This window comes from Pedobacter aquatilis (genome assembly GCF_032678425.1).
Taxonomy (GTDB): domain Bacteria; phylum Bacteroidota; class Bacteroidia; order Sphingobacteriales; family Sphingobacteriaceae; genus Pedobacter; species Pedobacter aquatilis_B.
This window is the reverse complement of record NZ_JAVTSG010000005.1, coordinates 265,214-285,161: the sequence shown is the minus strand read 5'-3', so window position 1 is coordinate 285,161 and position 19,948 is coordinate 265,214. Positions and strand designations below refer to the sequence as shown.

The following is a 19,948-nucleotide window of genomic DNA, read 5'->3' as shown; positions in this document are numbered from 1 at the left end:
TTTCTCGGCCTAGCTTACGGGGTCCAGTCCGCAAGAATAACTAAACTTTAATTCGGATAGCTGTCAACATTGTATTTCTTTGATGAAATAAAGTCGCCAATGTTAAAAATTTATCACCTGAAATTCCTTCCACTATGAAAAGCTCCTTTGGAAGCCTTATCTATTTCCTCACGAACCTGAGAACGTTTATCCTGGGCTGGATATGGCGCAGACGTTTCGTCCGCACGTGACAAGGTCATCACTGGCAACTCATCTAATTCCCGCTGAACCAATTTACCTAGCATTTTCGTCAAATCAACACATTTACTCACAATCACATGCACTACGCGGCCTTCCCGCTGCAGCCGACCTTCTACCATAAGAAGCCGTGAGTGCAAAATCTCCTTGCGGTAAGTTTCAAAAAGTTTTTCAAAGACCACAAGATTGGAATAACCCGTTTCATCTTCTATAGTGATAAAACAAACCCCTCCCGCGGTTCCCGGACGTTGCCGAACCAATACCAGTCCCGCCACTTTAACCAATTGCCCGGCGTTAGCCACCTCATTAATATGTTTTGCACTTTTAATGTTAAGCATATCGAGCTGGGCACGCACAAAACTTACGGGATGCGCCTTTAGTGATAATCCTGTTGTCTGGTAATCCTGCACCACATGTTCACCTTTGCTCATAAAGGGAAGCTCCACCTGAGTTTCCAGCTGGCTTTCTGAGACCTGCCCTTTGAAAATTTCTACCGGCATATCTGCAAGCGCAGTAACCTCCCATAGTGCTTTTCTCCTGTCGAGTCCTATCGAGCGGAAAGCATCTGCATCTGCCATGAGCTGCAAGGCAGCAAGCGAAACCCCTGCATCGCGTATAGCTGTGATGCCTTTATATCCAGCATTCCGCCCGCTAGTCAAAGCCTCCACATCATCTTCTCTAATACCTTTCACCTGCCTAAATCCAAGCCGGATAGCATAATAGTTGCCATTTTTTGCTTCCAAAAGGTTATCCCATTTAGAAAAGTTTACATCTACTTCGAGTACTTTTACCCCATGTTTTTTAGCATCAATCACAATCTGGGCGGGCTGATAAAATCCCATCGGCATACTATTGAGCAAAGCAGCCGCAAACGCATCAGGATAATAATGTTTTAGCCAGCAGGACACATAGACTAAGAGCGCGAAACTAGCGGCATGGCTTTCAGGAAAACCATAGCTACCAAAACCTTCCAACTGGCGAAAAATCCTTTTCGCAAATTCTACCGTGTAGCCTTTTGCCACCATGCCATTGATAAGCTTTTCTTCCCACTGATTTACCATCCCTTTAAACTTAAAAGTCGCCATACTACGGCGCAGTCCATCTGCCTCGGCTGGTGTAAACCCAGCAGCTACGATGGCAATCTTCATGGCCTGCTCTTGGAATAGCGGCACACCAAGCGTTCGTCCTAGGATTTCTTCAAGTTCTTTGGAAGGGTAACTCACATCCTCCTCCCCATTTCTTCTGCGTAAATATGGATGCACCATATCCCCCTGTATTGGACCCGGACGAACAATAGCCACTTCAATCACCAAATCATAAAAGTTTTTAGGTTTCAGTCTTGGCAGCATCTGCATCTGCGCACGGCTTTCAATCTGGAATACGCCAAGGGTATCCGCCAGCTGAATCATTGCATAAACCTGCTCATCATCCTGCGGAATATTTGCTAACGTTAAATCCTTGCCATAATGGTCCCGGCATAAATCAAAAGCTTTTCGTATACAGGTCAGCATGCCTAGAGCCAAGACATCTACCTTTAAAAAACCCAGCGCATCAATATCATCCTTATTCCACTCAATATTGGTTCTATCCGCCATCCTTGCATTCAGTATTGGGCAAAGATCTGTAAGCTTTCCATTAGTCACCACAAATCCCCCAGTGTGCTGGCCAAGCTGGCGTGGAAAGCCCATCATCTGCGATGTTAAGGAGAGCACCTTTTTTAAATGAGGGTCGGCGGGATTAAGGCCTGATTCTGTTACCCTTGCCCCTTCAAACCATTCATCCGTAAATTCCCAAAGAGAGCCGGATAATTTATTTATGGTATCTAAAGATATTCCCATTGCCTTGCCTACATCCCGGATAGCCCCCTTTTGATGAAGCTGGGTCACCGTAGCTACAATAGCTGCCCGGTCACGGCCATACTTTTGATAAATATACTGGATGATTTCCTCCCGCCTTTCGTGCTCAAAGTCTACATCTATATCTGGCGGCTCATTGCGGGCAGAAGAAATAAAGCGCTCAAAAAGCAAATCAAACTTCATTGGATTTACTGAAGTAATCCCTAAACAAAAGCAGACGGCTGAATTCGCGGCAGAACCTCTTCCCTGACACAAAATGCCTCTTCTTCTAGCTTCGCTAACAATATCCTCTACAAATAAAAAATAGTTCGCATAATCCATGCGGCGTACAAAATCCATCTCATGGTGAATCATATTCACTACCTTTTCCGGTACCTCTTCCCCATAAAATGCTCGGGCGCCTTTCCATGTTAGGTATTCTAGCTCTTCTAATGGAGCTCGTCCACTTTTATTAATTTCAATAGGATATTCATAGCGCAATTCATCCAGAGAAAACTGGCAGGCTTTAGAAATTTCAAGAACTGAGGATAATGCCTGCGGATATTTCTTGAACAGCCGGTGTATCTCTTCCACCGGCTTTAAATATCTTTCTGCATTTGCATGAAGGCGAAACCCGGCATCCGTAATAGTGCACTTTTCCCGCACGCAGGTTAGCACATCCTGCAGTTCCCGACGTTCCGCAGTATGGTAATATACATTACCTGTAGCCACCATTTTTACATTAAACCTATCACATAACTGCTGGGTACGGAAAAGCAATTTTTCATCATAGCCACTATAAGTCCTCGAAGCGGACAGATAGAGCTGCCCGGGCAGCTTAGCAGCATAATCCTCCACAGCGGAAATAAATGAAGGCTCATACTCAAAGCGCCTATTTAGGACATCAGGCATAACCAGAATGAAAATCATGCCCTGACGATGTGCAAACACATCAGACCTAGACAAATGGCATTCGCCTTTCTCCGCTCGCATATTCCCTAATGTTAATAAAGCAGAAAGTTGTCCATAAGCTTCCCGGTCTCTGGGAAATGCAAGTAAACTTGGCCCATCCAATAAATCCAGGCGGCAAGCGGGAATGAACCCCAAACCATGTTCTTTACAAGCTGCATGAGCACGGACTATTCCGGCCAGCGTATTGCGATCGGTTACTGCTATTTTATCATAACCCAATTCAGCTGCTGTTTTTACCAGCTCATGCGCATGTGAAGCCCCACGCAGAAAGCTAAAATTAGAGGTTATCTGTAACTCAGTATATTTAAATTCCATATCAAATCTCAATCCTTTTAAGCAAAATAACCGTGTATAAACCACTGAAAACCCGAAGACTGGCCGTAGTGTCCAGAGCGGTAAATCCAGAACCTACCACCCTTTTCATCCTCCACCCGATAATAATCTCTATGTTCCCCGGCATCTAGCCACCATTCCCGCTCAATCCGCTCCGGTCCATCTGCCCGAATTACCCGGTGCTGCTCGCCATTATGAATAAAAAACCTAGGTGGATGATCCGGTACCAATGCCATCACCTTCACAGCCTCAGGCTCAGCCAGCAGATGTGTTGGCCGTGGCTTATCAAGATTCCAGTCCAACACTTTTTCCTCAGCAATCGAATGTGTTAAAGCTATACTTCGCTCTGGCCAGTAGCGGGATACCGGTACATAACGGTGCACCACCCCAGGCCCAATTTTCCCCGTTACCCTATCAATTAACTGCAAGACGCTTTTATGATTTATTCCTGAATTTAGTGCCCATAGCGATTCCTGCGGAAGCGCAACACTATCCACCTTAACCGCCTCTAGCTCAAAAAGCTCAATCCCAAGTCCTGGCCGAATACTGTCAATCTTTAACGCAAATAACTTGAATAAATGCGCTACATCATTCGAAGCGCTACTGGTTCCAACAGATACCTGCAAAAGTTTTCCATCAACCCTATATGCATTCAAAGTGACAAAGCGCACCCCTTTACCCTCTGCTGCCAGGCGTTTACATAAAACTAAAAGTAACTTTTCAATCGCTTGCTCAATACCTACACGGGTCCGGATAGGTTCCATGCAGGCCAGTCTTTCTCTGAAATCTACGGGCAATTGTAAAGGCACTAGCTGCTCTTCAACATTACCCAGCGCCTGGGCAAGGCGGAGCAAAAAAGCTTCACCGAAACGTCGCCTGAGCACTGACCTTTGCATATTTAAAAAACTTTTGATTTTATAAAAACCGAGCTTCTCTAATTTTATGAGCGTCGTATTTTCCAGCCTTAATGCAATAGGACTTAATTCGCCCAGCACATTAACCATCGTCCCGGATGGCACGATTTGGCTACGTGTTCCGTATCTGGAAACCGCCCAAGCTGCTCCAGGGCTATCTGCAATAGCGCATCTTAGCGAATAACCTTTACTTTTTAAGCGGAAATTTATGTCTATCAAATAATTTCGTTCACCTTCCCAGAGGTGCGTACATCCGCTAACATCAAGCATCAAACCATCCATCGAAAAGCTGTCGATAGATACAATCGGCGAATAGCGGATGCACCATCGTCCGAGTCCTCGAAGCAACTTCTCTGCACGTCCAGGCTTATCGTCCAATACTTCAAGACCTGGGCAAATTGCCCTGGCATCTGCTGCCGGCATGCCAACCTTTATGCCTGCTTTTGCTGCCAAAGTGCTTACTGCCGTAACGATCATTCGGCCATGCACGGGCAATACGAAAACAAAAGGCGTCGCATTAAGCTCTGGCCTGCGGATAACTTGCCAGTCAGAGAGCAAATGATAAAACCATATCGATACAAAGCGGTGGCCCATGATTAACCAATATTTTCAAAAGGTAAATAAATGGGCTGAGCACTCTCAGGTTTAGCAAGCTGCGAAAAAATATCACCCGCCCATTCGAGAAAAAATATTCCCGGCTTCCCGCTACGTACCTTCAGCAATTCCACTTGCCAGCGAGGAAAACCAAGACCCGGAAGGGCACTTTCATCAGCAGAGGGAATTGGCGAAATGCGCCAACGTGCAGTCGACACGGTACTGGCCATTCGCCTGATGTCTTTACGGATAACAAAGCCAGGTATGCCGTTTTTCTCTACCGCAAGCTGTAGGCGCCTGGAATCAATAAGTGATAAGGCATCCACTTCGGCCACAACAGCCGCCAATCCTTCGCAAGCCAAGGCCTCTTCCATCACCCACAACGCTTCCCGCTCTGAGCTTACATCAATAAAAATAATCCGATCCGCCTCTACCCCAAAGGCTGCCAGCGAGGCCGGAAAAAGTCGTCGCTGCGTTGATACCCAGACGCAAGCCTTGCCATCTATCATCAAGGCAGAAAGTAGACCTCCGATAAAACCATCTGTTGCCGCTATCTCTTCAACAGAGTGACAAACGAATTCATGTATTGCCCTTCTTGGAAAGGCGCCACTAGGAAAAGCCTCTTCAAGCTCTCCCATCCCAATGCGCTCTATTTTTGCGGCTTGCGAAGGCTTGTAGCCCTGCATAGCCAGCAAATCCTGACGCAGACGCCCAATAACTTCCTGCTTACCTTCCATGATTCTTTATACATTAATTACTATTATTTTTAGCGAATAATAAGATTAACAAAATAAAGCTAATTTTGTTAGTAAATAAAATGTTGTGGAAAACATGAGCTATTTTGTGGATTAAAGGGAAAGCTCAATTAATATCTAAATGAATAAGAATCTATTATCTATAAACTTTATGAAAAAAGTTTATATAACATAATTAGTTCTACACAACATTATACGACATTTTTTGTTATATTTGATAAAAATGTCGTAAAATGAAATTTACATCTCATAAGAATTATCCAGATTTACATGATATTCTCGGTGGAAATCAGCTGAATCAAGATAATTTCAAATCTTATTATGATTTGGTTTTACTATCCATCGCTGGGGTCAGTAAAGCTACAGCTGAATCTGTGATTTCATTCTCCGGGATGACTAAAAAGAACTTTGTAGAGGATGTATTAAATCTTTCGATTAAAACATTAGAGCGAAAAAAATCTGAAGACAAACTTGACAAACGATCATCTTCAATAATTATTGAAGTTGCTAAAGTACTCGAGCATACCTATCAAGTCTTTGATCATAAGGAAAAAGTTGAACGCTGGTTATCTAAGCCAAATAAAGCGCTTCATGGGAATCCTCCATTGGCATTGTTATCCACTCCAACTGGCATTGGGATGGTTGAGGATGTACTTTATAGAATTGAAGAAGGTGTGTATAGCTAATGCGGGTTTATAGGATTGTCAAAAATTTAGCGCGAACGAGGGATTTAAGTGGTAATGGTGCATTTCGAGCTGGGGGAAGATGGAATGATAAGGGTAGTTATGTGTTATATACTTCTGAAACTTCTTCACTTGCGCTTCTGGAAAATGTAGTACATTTTGATAATGAGGAGCTTCCAGAGCAGCTTTATATTATGGAAATTGAAATTGACGATTCTAATGGTAAAATATTTACGCTTCCGCAATTAGGCTACCCTGAAGACTGGAAGGATCTCGATAATTTGAATAGCAAAAGTCTGGGGGATGATTTTTTTAAAGCACATAATTATTTAGGCCTGAAAGTGAGATCTGCATTAAACCCACTGGAGAGCAATATCTTATTGGATCCGCTATTTGCAGGCTATCATGAACTGGTTCAGGTAGTACTCATCACTGAAATTAAAGTTGATACTAGGTTTGGCAAGGCCTAAGGCTGCCCCCTCAGCTCACCCGCAATAATAGAAGCATCTATCTAATTTATTTTGCAGCGGGGATTCAAAGGGGAAGCAGTGAATTGAAAAACATGATGGCCTGAAAAATATTTAATCAATTTGCGCCAGCACATAGGTAGTACTTTGGTAATATTTATATTAGCTGAAAGATTACATCCATGAAGTCTAGAACGCTACTTACGCTATTCATCTTTATCAACTTGGCCACCGCCATATATGGGCAATCTAAAATAAAGCATACACCTGCCTCTGCTAATTTTTTAGTCCCTTATAGGATAAAAGATCTCTGGGGTTTTTCTGATCAGTATGGGAATATAGTTATTAAACCAATGTATTCGACTGTAGGAAAAATTTGCTTTTACTGGACCGATGGAAAAGCTTTTAAAAGTCTGATGGAGGTCGCTAAAGGCAATCGTAAATTCGTCATAAACCACCTCAATGAAACTATTGTTCCGATTGAAAAAGAATTCGATGCCTTCAGTTTTGATTCTTATAGTTATGAAACCGTTATAGCCTGCAAAAAAGGTAAAAAGGCGCTCTATTATGATAGTAAGGAACTATTGCCTGCTTTATATGATAATATAGAACGCATGCGGAACCTGAGCTTTAAAATAAGTAAAGGAAATCTCAACGGCCTCGTCAATAGTAAGGCAGAGCTCGTAGTGCCTCAAAGGTTTTATTTTGTTTTTCTGGAAAAAACTGGAGATCGGGAGGTCACCTGGGGAGCTAGTAGGGGTGCAAAGGAAGGGAAAGAAACATTCAGTGACAAAAAGGTTCTAGACACCTTACCAACCATTCATGACATGGGTTCGATAAGCCTAAATTCGACCTTATCTCTGGAGGGCGCTGGCAATATGCTCAATATTGATAGTGCAAAAAACGCTTTGTCTATTTCCTATCAGGATGTTAAAACAGATGACTATTATCCCTTTTTGATCCATATCTCTAAAAATGGAAAAAAAGGGCTCTATAATGCCATCACTAAAAAGATAATTATTCCGGCTGAATATGAGCTTGTAAAAATAGACCATGGGCTAAATCCTGAAATAATCATTCTAGTTAAAAATGGGACTTACGGTTTTTTCAATGACTTTGGAAAAATGATTGTTCCACCTATAATAGAGACTATTTACGATACCCGGCTACCCCTCACCCTAGTCAAAGGCAATCTAGTTGGCATGCTTACCGAAACTGCTCATTATATTAAGCCGAAGTACAAGAAAATAAACTATCTCACCTCTATTAGGGACTTTAAGGCTGGGCAGGTTTTTACATTATATGAAGTCGAAACCATGAATGGAAAGAAAGGATTCGTTAGTAATAGCGGAACTGAGTATTTTAAGGACTAATGACACGCCCCTATTCCAAATTTAGCTAACCCTGCACTATTGGATTAAATGCCGATGCTGGCTTTCGTATCAATATTATTTAAAGGCGTTTCTTTAGGCTTCTATCAAAGTCTAGTTAATCATGATCCTAGTTACAGGCTAAAAAACTAAAATACCTAAAATTAAGTATTTCAATTTGAATTGATTATCAGCTTCTGCAATTGCAAAGTCAGTGAAATTCCTTCGGATTAATGCTTCATCATGAGTCCACTCATACCTCTGACGGTGAAGCTCAATCATATCCTTGAGGTTATATTTATCCTGCACCATATGCAAATCGCAAAAGTCTTTTTTTCTATCAGCTTTTGACCATATCTTAAAACCCTTTCAAATGAGCCGCGAGCTACTGGCCAAATGGTTTATTGATCAGCTTTACGACGAAACTTATTACTTTAAAGCACCCATGCTCTCTGAGCTGAAATAAACTATTTGAAATGGAAAATTCAAGCCGATTGAAAAACCTTAAAGATATTGCCCAACCCTAGTTATTAAAATTAAGTACCTAGCTCAAAACTCTGGAAGCAATTCTTCTTTTAGAGCGGTCGTAAGGTATTTTATAATCACCGTTATAATAGCCCTCAAAAGCATCGATTAAACCAGGGATACTCAAATCCCCATCCCAAATAAAGCTATCTCTCGTTATTTTTAGGGCTGGACTTTTTTTCAACAATACTTCTTTATTCAAAAAATCATCTTCTATCGCAACCTTCTCATCCTCAATCTGTTTACTCAAAAGCTTTAATCTAGCCTCTGCATCAATCACCTCAGATGATCCACTCATCATTTTTTGTTCAGCTTTATAAACCGGATCGATAAAGACCAACTGTTGGCTATACAAACTTTTATATTTTTTATTAAACCTACCTAAGCTAAACCAGCTTCTTAAGCTATTTCCATTCCTACTTAACCTGTATGCGGAGTCTTCTAGAAATACATCATCAAAAGCTGGCTCAGGCCCAGCCTCGTCCATCATCATATTATATATTTTATCACAACCCAAGCCTTTAAGGATAAAGGGTAAATTAAAACTATAATGATCCTTAAAACAAACAATATGATCTGATATGCTAAAGGCAGGTGCAAAACTCAATTTTCTTTCTTTTGGCACCTTAAACTCTCCATAATCATCAAATTCCATAGCCTCAATATCCTCGATTATTCCACAAGCTATCTGATTAATTAACATACCTTGAAAAGGGAGCCTATCATTATAAATTGAATTTCTATCCAGAGAAAGCATAATCGCTGAATCCTTATCCTCAACATAAACGTTTGGCAAATACCATGAATATTTGCTAAGTGGCATATCATATCCACCCTTTATCTCAAAGCCATTATGAACCAGGCGCCCATTAACCCTATACGGTGCGGCGTCATCAATAATACCATAATTGAAATATACATCCACACCATTAGCCCTAAAGGATTTCCATCCCGCTCCTTCCCTGATTGCCGGTATTATTTTACTTTCCTCAAGAAAATCAAACGCTGGCTTCAATTCCTCAGCAATATTCGTATGGATATGATCGTTTTTGAGCACGTAGGATTTAAACCAAGAAAGGCGCTCAACTGGTGCATTGTCTAGGGCAGCGAAAATTTTAGTCTGAACCTCCGGTTTGATTTTAATACTTATTGAAGTGCCAACCTCCAATGTATAATCTTTATTTATGATAACCGAATCTTCGAAAGGGCGCATCGTAAAACTTAAACCATATGGGGCATTCATTGCCCTAGTACTGATCTTAACCTCATTACCCAATAAAAAACTTGACAAGGCACCTATACCAAACCGCCCAGTCCTTAAAACTTCAGAACCTTTACTGCCGCTATATAACTTAGCCCATTCACTACTATTCCGATACGATTTTCCAGAATTAAAATAATAATTTGTTAGTGTAGCCAAATCCATACCCACCCCATTATCTTCAATTCTAAAGTAAATCCCATCCACAGCCCCTTTTAAACTGATTTGGATTTTTTGCATATAAGAACTGTCCCCTTTCTCAAGGTACACTCTTTCCAGGCAAGCATCCAGTGCATTCTGTAATAGCTCCCTCACCCCAACACCCGGCTCATTATTATAGAGGGGTGCTATCAGCAAACCTAGTAATGATGGATCCGTTTTGAACCTTAGCGGAAAAGGGATATAATCTACCCCTTTGGCAAAGGTATCGGTATCCTGGATATTGGAAGCCAGGCGCCTATATTTCATCTTAAAAAGTGCACCGTAAACCTCTCCTAATACCGCCCATGTGGTATCGAGTTCTTTCTGTATATCTTTTAAAAGGCCATCGAGCTTCTGGAACTGGATGGGATCCTTTGGGGAGGCATGTACATTGAGTAGCTCCGGGTCATCTGTCTCTGGATCCACAAAATCTATACAATTATGCAGCTCCCACTCAGCCTTTGAAAATGGGCTTGAAAAAGATTTGATATTAAGCAATATTTTCGGTGCACGCTCACTCTCAATCTGTATGTAGTCGGCGATCCTTAGCACCGCCATCCAGAAAATTATCTTAACGCCGAAGGGCTTTTTCCAGCTCGCTGCATATTTACTTTTTAAAGGCTCATAACTGGCCCGGATATTCATTCCATGCGATCGAGCCACTAGGCCGCTTAACTCGCAAATATTTTTATCTATACCTGCATTCAGCTCATTATCACCTCCTTCGGAATAAGGATAACCGTTTATAGCGATCTCATGGGCCAACCTAGGATGGTGCCTTCTTATAAACTCGCCTATAAGTTTTCTATCGGCCTCATCTAGATTATTAAGGTTCGGTTCTTTGACTATTGCATTGCTGTCTCCCCAGATGTTTATTTTTTGCTGTTCGGTATATCTCTTTGCGTCCTTTAGAAAGTCTTGCCATTCCTCTGCCCAGGTTTTCTTATCAAAAGCCACAATCCTTTTGCTATCCCAAACACCATTTAATAAGCTTTTAAAACCTTCTGGTGAGAGGTGCAGTCCTATATCATGAAGCAATACAGAGAAAATGCCAACCAGGATATCTTTCGCATCAAGCAAATTAAATGTCTCCGGGCAGATTAAATTATCTGAGGACCTTAACACCCCGTTGATATGTTCTATGCCGTGGTCGGTGTAGTCCCGAAAAAAATACACATCATTTCGTTCTAAGAGCACTTGGTAATTTTGTATAATCCTTGCACCATCAGCTTGCAGTTTTTTATCTGCCTTATCTAATACAGCCTGGAATCGAGCGGGTAAGCGTATCATTTAAATAATTTGTTAAAATTTAGATCTGCTAAATATAATTAATTACATCCATATCCCTTGATGGCAACAATCGCTTTTTAATGCAGACTCTAAGAGCTCTATCTTCCTTTCTAATTTTCTCGGCATTATTTCAAAGATATTTCCAGATGAAGATTTTATCTTCTGGGTATCATTTTAGGGTTATATTCAAGAAAACTTAAAAAGTCAATATGATAGCGCGTTCGATATGAACGGGCTATTTCTTCCTGAAGCGGTCATTGCTCTACGAGATTGCGGCATGCGGATCCCGCCCCCCTCTAATTCTATAGTTGGTATTTACGGAGAAAATGATTGGAGTCTCGAAGTGTTTTTTTGCAATGCTTGGATCATAGCTGAAGCTTGTAGTTAGTTTTATGCGAATGTTTTTTGGCCTAAGATTATTGCGGTGTGTTTTGAAGATTGGCCCTAAATTGACCTGGGCTTTTCCCTTTGTAAAGGCGAAAGTATTGGGTAAAGTGGGATTGCTGGGCAAAGCCTAGCGAGTAGCTTATTTCTTTGATTTGCATGCTGCTGTCCGCCAAAAGGTGCTCGGCTTCTCTGAGGATGCGCCTGAGTAAATATGCAGATGGGCTAAGACCGCTGTTTTGTTTGCATAGCCTTTCAAGCTTTGAGGGGCTGATGTTTAACTTATCGGTATAGAATATCTTTCTCCGCTGTTCCTTGAAATGATTTTCAATAAGGTTTTCAAAACGGAGCCAAATGCACCGGTTAGTTCTGGAGACATCTGGCGATTCAGGTTCCAAGGCTGCATAGATAATATAATTTCGCCCCTCGTGTGTTAATTTCCCAATTCGCTTCATTTTTAGAGTTTTGGTTTTTTTCAGCCTTTTGCAAAGATGATCATGTACCAAAAAATTAAAAAGCAATACTTAACATTCAGTCAATTGGCCTGAAATAAGTGTGTAAAACAGAATTATATTTTACTACCACGCCTATTCCACCTGATTGTCTTTTCAGTTGGATTTTCGTGCTAATGGAGTAGCGTTCTTTGTTTGTATTGATTATTATCTTACACAAGCTTAATATAACCTTTGCAAAGTCTGAGCATAGCTTTACTAGACGACCATCCACTATTAAAATCGCGGCCTGCGGACCCCGCCCCCTCATTTTTTCAATTTTGGTATTTACGGAGTTTTGAAGGATTGATGTCTGTGTTTTAGAACTTTTTTAATTCTATAGATTAGGCTTTAATTTATTTGAATTGGCTAAAGCAATTTATATGTTAAATATGATGGCTCGCTGGGCTCAAAGCATTAGCCAATGCACTTCTAATGTGCTGTTGTTGGGAAATTATGCCTAGACTGAAAGGAAGTATTTACGTGCTTTGATAAAGCTACTAGCCTGGCTGATGGAGGAAAATCTGATTAAATAATTAATTTATTTTTATTATGTGTAAAGTCTGATGGTGAGTTGCTATACTATAATCTAAGCGCGGATTGTTTTGCGGACCTGGCGGTGACATGTTTAATTGCTCGGAGCAGTGTTTTAAAATCAACTGGCTTTACCAAATAGGCGTCGCCATTTTCGAATGCTTCGAGCGCGAATTCTTTGTAACCGGTTACGAAAACGATGAAGCGGGCTTTGTCTCTGAACATTCTGGCGATGTCTAGCCCTGATACTTCCATTTGTATATCCAGAAATAAAAAGTCAACCATCTCATAATCCAGGAAAGCGGCTGCTGCTTCAACAGGCTCGGTAAAACTTGCTGTCAATTCCATCGTCTCAATCCTGGAGATGTATTGCTTGAGGATTTCCACACTCATTGCATCATCGTCTAGGATGACGCAGCTATATTTTGCAGCGGTGGCTTTTTTCACGGGGCGCTAGTTTTAGATTAAACAAACATAACATTTCGCACGCACCATGGATCAGGGAAAACAGGAATGAGCAAAATGGCTTAGACCGGGTGTTGGTTTTATAAATAAGGAATAATCTGGGATGATTTATATTAGTAAGCCATTTCGTAATGCATATGCAATGAGATGCGCGGTATTTTTTGTTTTTGTTAAATTTATTAATCCCTTCCTTACCCCTTCAATTGTCCTTGGGCTTTTGAAAACTTTATTTCCGATTTCTTCACTTGTATATCCTTCTGATATCAATCTGAGGATCTTCTCTTGGTAAACTGTTAAAACACACATCATCGTTTTAATTTTAGGTTTAGCAATAAAACATCAACCTTCGCCTATTCATTTTGTAGCTCATTATTTTAATCTAGTAGAGCTAGATAAAAACTTATACGCTTTGCTTGTGACATTCTTTGCCTACATCCAAAACTTGCTCAAGTATCACGGTCGTTTATAATACAACCATGATACTCAGAACTTACAGGGACAGCTAAGATTCTAATCCGATTCCCAAGGCATTCGTATATTGAAAATTAAGTAGCGAATAAACCACTATATAAATTTAGCATCAGATGAAAAAACATCGCTAAATGTCTGCTGTTTTATCAATGGGATAATTGGCCGTTAGTACCTCAATTTTTAATTTTTCTTTACCTGCTTTTGCATTGACTGATACTCGCTGCTCAATTGACCAGGTAGACCAAGCATATTCCTTTGTGTATTCAGTAAGTAGCGGGGATGGATATGAGGAAAGCAGAAATTTACCTTTAATCTTAGAGAGCAGAAAAAGCAAAGCTTCAAAGTCTGCCTGGGAATAGCCATCGTAATGGCCGCAGTTGGAATTATAATACGGCGGGTCGCAATAGAAAAAGCTATTTTCTGTATCGCGGCTACCGATAATATACAAGGCGTCGGCACATTCAATTTGGCAGTTCTGGAGCCTAATGGCCAACTCTTCAACAAAACCTTCTTTTTTAGACTGGATTTTCTTGGTAGTCGTATTTGATTTCTTATCATATCCCCAATTACTATCCAGCTGGGAAGAAAAACTCTGGGAACTGCTTAGCCACACTGCCCAGGCGCGTTTGATATCTGAAAACATATCCGGGTTATTATAAATAACCGATGCCTTCCGATGCAGGTCGCGGCTATGCAGGCTAATCCTAATTTCCTTTTCCAAAGAAACAAAATCATCTTTTGCAACCCTGTAGAAGTTAATAAGCTCGCCATTGGTATCGTTAATGACCTCCACATTTGATTTTTCTTTAGCAAAAAACACTGCTGCTCCTCCGATAAATGGTTCGCAGTATAATGTATGTTCCGGTATGAGGGAAATAATCTTTTTAGCCAGTTTTTGCTTTCCTCCATAATAGCTTATGGGTGTTTTTATTCCAATTTTACTCATAAAAATATATTTAATAAACCTGGTCGATGGTAAAATCAATCTCCTTTCCGGCGATGATTAATGTTATCCTGCACTTAATATCCGGAATACCCATGCTGGAAACCTTAAACCGCTGATCATTTAAATGTGCATGGGGATTTTCCTCATCGACCTTTAAAGACACGTATCCGCTCTCGCGGATACGGTCTATCTTTTGAAATAGCTTTCTCATTGGATTACCTGCCCATCCCTTGCTGCTGCTGGTTAGCATCTCTATCCTGCTCCCAAGGCATTCGCTCATTAGCGGCCTCAGCTGCGCTTTCTGCTTTTTGCTGAGGACTGTTCTTCTTTGAATAGTCTTTATCAGGAAATATAAGCTCATCACGGATGGGGAGCATTTTTTCCGAAAACACATCAAGCGCCTTTATTTTTGGATTTGCTGAGACGTATACCGGTATGATACGCTTTTCAACTGTCATCGCCAGAAGGGCTGGTGTACCATGTGACATCTGCTCCATCGCCTTTTCTTTTTCAGCTGCATTAAGGTTCGCCAAGGGGTATTTATCCATAGCTTTTTCTAAATTAAACTGATATTCTGGATAAAAGCGGTTTAAGGGATGATTGCCATAAGCATCAGTGATATCCTGCTGAAGCTTTAACCATATCTTGATTTTTTCAGGCTGAGCCTCGGTTTTCTCTCCTGAAGATTTAGCGTAAATTTCTTTTTGCAGCGCGTAGCCTGACAATAACTTATAGGCCTGATAAGCTGTTATGCGATGATCTCTTTCTAAATCAAAAGTATGGCGGCGCAGATTTGGGTCATTGTAGCGCTTCAAGGCCACCTGATAATCATTTAGAAAATAGGTGTCATTTTCTTTAGCCTTATTAAAATTAAGCTGATAATTCATAAAATCTGTACCCTTTGCCGGATCCGCTTTGAATTCTATCGGGGTAAATCGCTGGGTGACGCCAAGGGTAAACTTTGGAATCTCTTTTCTGATGGCAGATTCCAGAATGTCGTTAAGGCGGGTGCCAAAACCTAGGTAATCTAAACTCTTTTTCAAGTACTCTAAATTTTGTTCATTCATTTCGATAATAAATTATAAGTGATTTAAAATAAACTAAGCTGATTGGTAGGCTCGGGTGGTTTGTAGCCATTTTCTTTAGCGATGTACTCAGCTGCAGCAAGCGCAAATTCCTCGATGGTTTTATAATCCCCATTTTCAAGAATTTTGGAATGGAAAAAGTAGGAATAGTAGCCGGTCTCGCTAATAGGGCCGGGGCTTGCTCTAAATTCAATATGGCAAATTAAAGGATCCTCTTGCTGCCCTACCCTTTTTTCAGGCCAGTAGAAGCGGTAGTCGACCTGGACCGGCTTGTGAAATGGGCTGATTTCGAAACTGATGTTTTGTTTAAACTCTTCAGGAATCATGTTTTATTGCTGATGTTTCCCGTATCAAGTTATCTGGATAGCTGCTCCCCAAATTTGCCGGACTCAAAATCTAGCCATTGTGCAGCCCTGGTAAAGCCGTTTGTTCGGAAGGGTTTCTGCTCTTCCCCGCTTCCAGGCATATTTGCTATCCCTTCAAAAAGTATATGCGAAGCACCGTCCCTGCCGTCATAAAAGAAATAAAGCTTTTCCCGGTTTGATGCGATGCCTAATCGCTCAGTTGCCCGATGCTGCACGATAGTTCCATCGCTAAGCTCGATTGCCATCCCTCTTCTAAAATCCTCTTTCCGCTCTGGGCTTAAGTAATCGGCATTGATGATGCTCGGTGCCTGTACGTTTTCAGGGCTGTAGCTAATAAATTCTTTTGTCTGGGCATCGTATTCCACTACGAGCGCTTTACCTTCTCTATCCGGATCTTCAATGGTAACATTGGCAATCGATGGTTTAAGTAAATGCTGCTCATATCTTTCGGTCAAAAAAGACAAACGTCGTGGCAGATTATATACAGGATGAACCAGTAAAGCCGCCTTACCAGATTCTTCTCTCTGTAACGAAATTTTAGCTTCCATTGCGGCAATTTCAAAACTACCGAAATCAAGGTTTTTAATTAAAATAAGGCCACTTCTTCTGCCCAGGCGCATGGACATGATATCAGCGTCCTCGAGTAGCAGCGCACCCTGCTTTGCCAAGCCTAATTTCCCAAGGTCATCGACCGGGAATTCATTCTGATGAAATAAGGTTTCCATATGATTATCTATTTAACTGATTGTTTTTAATGTAGTTAAGGGATGGATGAATTTATATTAGGCTCGAGATTGAGCTACCAATGATTATTGGACTCCAGCGCATAAAGAAACCTGATGGGATTGATATAGACTCCCCCAAGGCTGATGGCAAAATGCAAATGTGCTCCTGTTGTTCTACCGCTTTCTCCTGAAATGCCAATGAGGAAACCTGCAGGTATTTTCAGGCTCGCCTCCACCAATACCAAAGAAAGGTGTCCATAAATGCTAACTAGATCCCCATGTTGCATTTTAACGTAATTTCCCAAAATAGGCTGATACCCACAGGCTATGACCCTGCCCGGTAAAATGGCAAATACCGGCTCGGATTTCGCCCGCAGGTCAACACCTCTATGAAAATCTCTTATGCCTGTAACTGGATGTATCCGGAATCCAAAACCGGAAGTAATGTGTAAGCTGTTAAGAGGCAAGGCCATTTTGATCTGGGCTCTAGCCTGAAAGACTAGAAGGATAGAAAAGAGGATTGCAAAGCATGTTTTCATCTTCCCACATCCAATCTATTGCCTTGCCCTAGAGCTGCATCCCTAGACTCCTCTAGGCCTAGTTTGTCTTCCAGACTCAATAGGCTATAGGACATAAGCTCGGGTGAATTTTTGGATAGAGAAAGTGCGTTTGCCATTCTACTGACATTGCCGCTTTCCTGATCCATACTCATGCGAAGTAAGGAACCAAATGTCTCTGAACTCATTTCTTTAACCTTAGTCAAGGCTAACTTTAATAGCTCATTATGGTCTTTTAACACCATTAGCGCATCTGCACTATACATCCCTAGTTTAGCATTCCCAAAACTAACGGCGATTCTATCTGAGGCTACGTCCGCGCTCATGATAACCCCTACTTGGCCTTGTTTGTTAACCGGGTCGCTCGTGAGCTCCGGATGTACCAATACCAGATTTCCAGTAATATTTTCCATAAAATTTAAATTGTAGAATAAGACTTATTTACTTCTTTGAGCCTTCATCGAAGCCTTAGGCTGGCTAGGCACCTGCTCTGTCTTAGTGGTAAAAGCTTTCACTAGCTGCGATACTTCAAGATTAATTCTTTTGAAATTTTCTTTAAGTATCTCTTCCTTCTTTCCACCGAAATCATAAAATACGGGCATCAGGGGGTAATTCGCTTCCTCCTTTTTTAGTGCCTGCATATCCAGATTCACCCGGCAGTTTATAGCAGAGGTTTGGTATTCACCTGAAAAATCAGCACTGACATCGCTTGCCAACATCCCTACCAGTTCTCCTGCTTTCAGAGAAGCAATTTTTCCAGCAGGAATTAGCGGCTCTAACCGCTCGCTCAATGAAAGCGATGTTTTTGATCTGTCTATAGAAAGGCTCTCTGATTCTTGCTTTACCTTACCAAATAATCGCTCTAGCCATTCCAGGGTTTCTTTATTTCGTACTGAACCAGAAAGAATGTTTCCAATAACTGCGCATATGGTACTGGCGGTATCTTTCCCATATTGCTGCTGGAACTGTGGCAATTCCTGCAAACCCATAAGAACGGCTACCTTATTACTTCTTGCTGTTGCAATAAGGTTTTCAATGCGGTGGACAAAAAGCGTTGGGAGCTCATCGATAATTAGCGCTGAGGGCAAATTGCCTTTGGAATTAAGCAGCCTGGTAAGCCGGTTTAAAATCAATGAATAGCAGGCAGAATTAATGTTCTGCGTATTGGGATCATTTGCCAATATCAATAAAGCCGGACTGTATTCTGATGAGATTTTTAAATTAAAATCATCACCCGAGAAAATCCAATAGGTCTCTTTTGTTGCAAGCCTTGAAATAAAAATTTTTAGTGTTCCGATTTGCCCCTCAAGCTGATTGTAAGCTTGGGCCTTATATGCTGTCATAAATGGCGAGAGCAATGAAGTGAGCTCCTCATTTTTGGTAAGCACCCCAAATATTTCCTCATAGGAACAATTCAGAAAAGAAAGGATGTGGGCGAATGTAGAATATTTGCCTTCCTGGTGGCTTGCAAAGAAATAAATGCAAGCCGCTAAAAAGTTGACCGCACTCTGGGTGAAAAACTGGTCACTGCCGCCAGATTTATCACCTTTTTTCAAAGCTTCCACTAAAGCTTCAGCCGTCTCAGATGCATCTGCTAAACTTGTGATGTAATCTTTTCTCAAGACATTTATCCTTCTACTCTTCTCAACCTCGGTAAGGTTGATGACATGGAATTCATGTTTTAAGCATTTACCATTTTGCTTAGCAAGCAGGTAATGGTAATAAGCTACTTTTGCTAAATCAGGGTTTTTAAAATCATACAGGCAAATACAAAATTCTTTTGCGATAAGCTCCCGGAGAAATGGCAATACTACGCCAAAGGATTTTCCCGAACCCGGTGTGCCGATTAACATCGTTCCCCGGAAGATATTCTCTAGATTGATATATCCTTTATGAACTTTTTTCTGATAATAAAAGAGTGAAGGGATGGCAACTGAATACGGTCCAGTGACCGGCTTTTTCGCCTGCATAAAAGATTCCCCCTCAACATTCCATTTATCCTCTCCAAGTTTTGCGGAGATAATTTTGGAGATATTATCAAGCGAAACATGAAGCAGCACCGTCCCTAAGATGAGCGTAATCAGATACCCAATATCACCACCATTCAAATGAAATAAGATTACTGTTCCTTTGTCCTGATATAACCAAAAGCCAATTCCATAACAGAGTAAAGCCATTAGCAAGGGATAGAGAATTTCTGTTTTGGAATTTAAGTTTCTTTTCTTTTTAGCTAAAGTCCCGAGCGCAGTCAATACGATAAGCGAAAGGGTAAAACATCTGCTATAAACCGGATGCCCGTAAATAATTATCCGGTTCATTTTGTGAAAAATTCTCTCAAGCCCATATTGATGAACCCAGATGAGGAAACTTAATTTATGCTGATAAATAAACATCAGGATATCCAGTGCTAGCGATAGGTAGATAAAAAACTGGAAGAACCTATGGAGGCTTTGCTGTTCTTTTGATTCTTCCATGGTAGAATATTTGG

The 19,948-nt window shown here is 41.1% G+C and carries 18 protein-coding genes; 3 read left to right on the top strand and 15 right to left on the bottom strand.

Annotated elements, in window-relative coordinates; translation table 11 throughout:
- Positions 1-113 precede the first annotated feature (113 nt).
- From R2Q16_RS16335 to R2Q16_RS16325, 3 genes are read right to left on the bottom strand one after another with little or no spacing between them, the layout of a single operon-like run.
- Positions 114-3,359 (bottom strand): error-prone DNA polymerase, encoded by a 3,246-nt coding sequence (locus tag R2Q16_RS16335; protein WP_316738492.1) that lies wholly within the window; start codon positions 3,357-3,359, stop codon positions 114-116.
- Between the two features lie 17 nt (positions 3,360-3,376).
- Entirely contained in the window at positions 3,377-4,885 is a 1,509-nt protein-coding gene (locus tag R2Q16_RS16330; protein WP_316738491.1) for a DNA polymerase Y family protein, read from the bottom strand.
- Positions 4,886-4,887: 2 nt separating this feature from the next.
- The gene (locus R2Q16_RS16325) at positions 4,888-5,622 is read right to left on the bottom strand and encodes an Error-prone repair protein ImuA (protein ID WP_316738490.1); all 735 of its coding nucleotides are present in this window, start codon (positions 5,620-5,622) and stop codon (positions 4,888-4,890) included.
- A 251-nt stretch (positions 5,623-5,873) separates the two neighbouring features.
- Here R2Q16_RS16325 and R2Q16_RS16320 point away from each other — a divergent pair, with 251 nt between their 5' ends.
- The 3 genes from R2Q16_RS16320 to R2Q16_RS16310 all read left to right on the top strand — a co-directional run bounded on the left by R2Q16_RS16320 (position 5,874) and on the right by R2Q16_RS16310 (position 8,163).
- Positions 5,874-6,326 (top strand): MbcA/ParS/Xre antitoxin family protein, encoded by a 453-nt coding sequence (locus tag R2Q16_RS16320; protein ID WP_316738489.1) that lies wholly within the window; start codon positions 5,874-5,876, stop codon positions 6,324-6,326.
- The gene (locus tag R2Q16_RS16315) at positions 6,326-6,793 is read left to right on the top strand and encodes an RES family NAD+ phosphorylase (protein WP_316738488.1); all 468 of its coding nucleotides are present in this window, start codon (positions 6,326-6,328) and stop codon (positions 6,791-6,793) included. The genes R2Q16_RS16320 and R2Q16_RS16315 overlap by 1 nt, the downstream gene beginning before the upstream one ends.
- 179 nt (positions 6,794-6,972) lie before the next feature.
- The gene (locus tag R2Q16_RS16310; protein WP_316738487.1) at positions 6,973-8,163 is read left to right on the top strand and encodes a WG repeat-containing protein; all 1,191 of its coding nucleotides are present in this window, start codon (positions 6,973-6,975) and stop codon (positions 8,161-8,163) included.
- Between the two features lie 138 nt (positions 8,164-8,301).
- On the opposite strand, the gene R2Q16_RS16305 is transcribed toward R2Q16_RS16310, so the two are convergent.
- The 12 genes from R2Q16_RS16305 to R2Q16_RS16250 all read right to left on the bottom strand — a co-directional run bounded on the left by R2Q16_RS16305 (position 8,302) and on the right by R2Q16_RS16250 (position 19,934).
- Positions 8,302-8,442 carry a hypothetical protein gene (locus R2Q16_RS16305; protein WP_316738486.1) on the bottom strand — a complete coding sequence of 47 codons (141 nt, stop codon included), beginning with the start codon at positions 8,440-8,442 and terminating at the stop codon, positions 8,302-8,304.
- Positions 8,443-8,704: 262 nt separating this feature from the next.
- Positions 8,705-11,437, bottom strand: a complete 2,733-nt coding sequence (locus tag R2Q16_RS16300) for an ATP-binding protein (protein ID WP_316738485.1) — start codon at positions 11,435-11,437, stop codon at positions 8,705-8,707.
- A gap of 416 nt (positions 11,438-11,853) precedes the next feature.
- Positions 11,854-12,276 (bottom strand): helix-turn-helix domain-containing protein, encoded by a 423-nt coding sequence (locus R2Q16_RS16295; protein WP_316738484.1) that lies wholly within the window; start codon positions 12,274-12,276, stop codon positions 11,854-11,856.
- A 618-nt stretch (positions 12,277-12,894) separates the two neighbouring features.
- Positions 12,895-13,293 carry a LytR/AlgR family response regulator transcription factor gene (locus tag R2Q16_RS16290; RefSeq protein WP_316738483.1) on the bottom strand — a complete coding sequence of 133 codons (399 nt, stop codon included), beginning with the start codon at positions 13,291-13,293 and terminating at the stop codon, positions 12,895-12,897.
- A 616-nt stretch (positions 13,294-13,909) separates the two neighbouring features.
- Positions 13,910-14,728, bottom strand: coding sequence for a DNA adenine methylase (locus tag R2Q16_RS16285; protein WP_316738482.1), 819 nt, complete (start codon positions 14,726-14,728; stop codon positions 13,910-13,912).
- A 10-nt stretch (positions 14,729-14,738) separates the two neighbouring features.
- Complete coding sequence (locus R2Q16_RS16280) at positions 14,739-14,939, bottom strand: hypothetical protein (RefSeq protein ID WP_316738481.1); 201 nt, start codon at positions 14,937-14,939, stop codon at positions 14,739-14,741.
- A 4-nt stretch (positions 14,940-14,943) separates the two neighbouring features.
- Complete coding sequence (locus R2Q16_RS16275; protein WP_316738480.1) at positions 14,944-15,795, bottom strand: hypothetical protein; 852 nt, start codon at positions 15,793-15,795, stop codon at positions 14,944-14,946.
- Between the two features lie 23 nt (positions 15,796-15,818).
- Positions 15,819-16,139 carry a hypothetical protein gene (locus R2Q16_RS16270; RefSeq protein ID WP_316738479.1) on the bottom strand — a complete coding sequence of 107 codons (321 nt, stop codon included), beginning with the start codon at positions 16,137-16,139 and terminating at the stop codon, positions 15,819-15,821.
- A 29-nt stretch (positions 16,140-16,168) separates the two neighbouring features.
- Entirely contained in the window at positions 16,169-16,903 is a 735-nt protein-coding gene (locus R2Q16_RS16265; protein WP_316738478.1) for a DUF4099 domain-containing protein, read from the bottom strand.
- 74 nt (positions 16,904-16,977) lie between these two features.
- Positions 16,978-17,442 (bottom strand): M23 family metallopeptidase, encoded by a 465-nt coding sequence (locus R2Q16_RS16260; RefSeq protein WP_316738477.1) that lies wholly within the window; start codon positions 17,440-17,442, stop codon positions 16,978-16,980.
- The gene (locus R2Q16_RS16255) at positions 17,439-17,873 is read right to left on the bottom strand and encodes a hypothetical protein (RefSeq protein ID WP_316738475.1); all 435 of its coding nucleotides are present in this window, start codon (positions 17,871-17,873) and stop codon (positions 17,439-17,441) included. Before R2Q16_RS16255 ends, R2Q16_RS16260 begins: the two co-directional genes overlap by 4 nt.
- Before the next feature lie 24 nt (positions 17,874-17,897).
- Positions 17,898-19,934, bottom strand: coding sequence for a type IV secretory system conjugative DNA transfer family protein (locus R2Q16_RS16250; protein WP_316738474.1), 2,037 nt, complete (start codon positions 19,932-19,934; stop codon positions 17,898-17,900).
- Between the last annotated feature and the right edge of the window lie 14 nt (positions 19,935-19,948).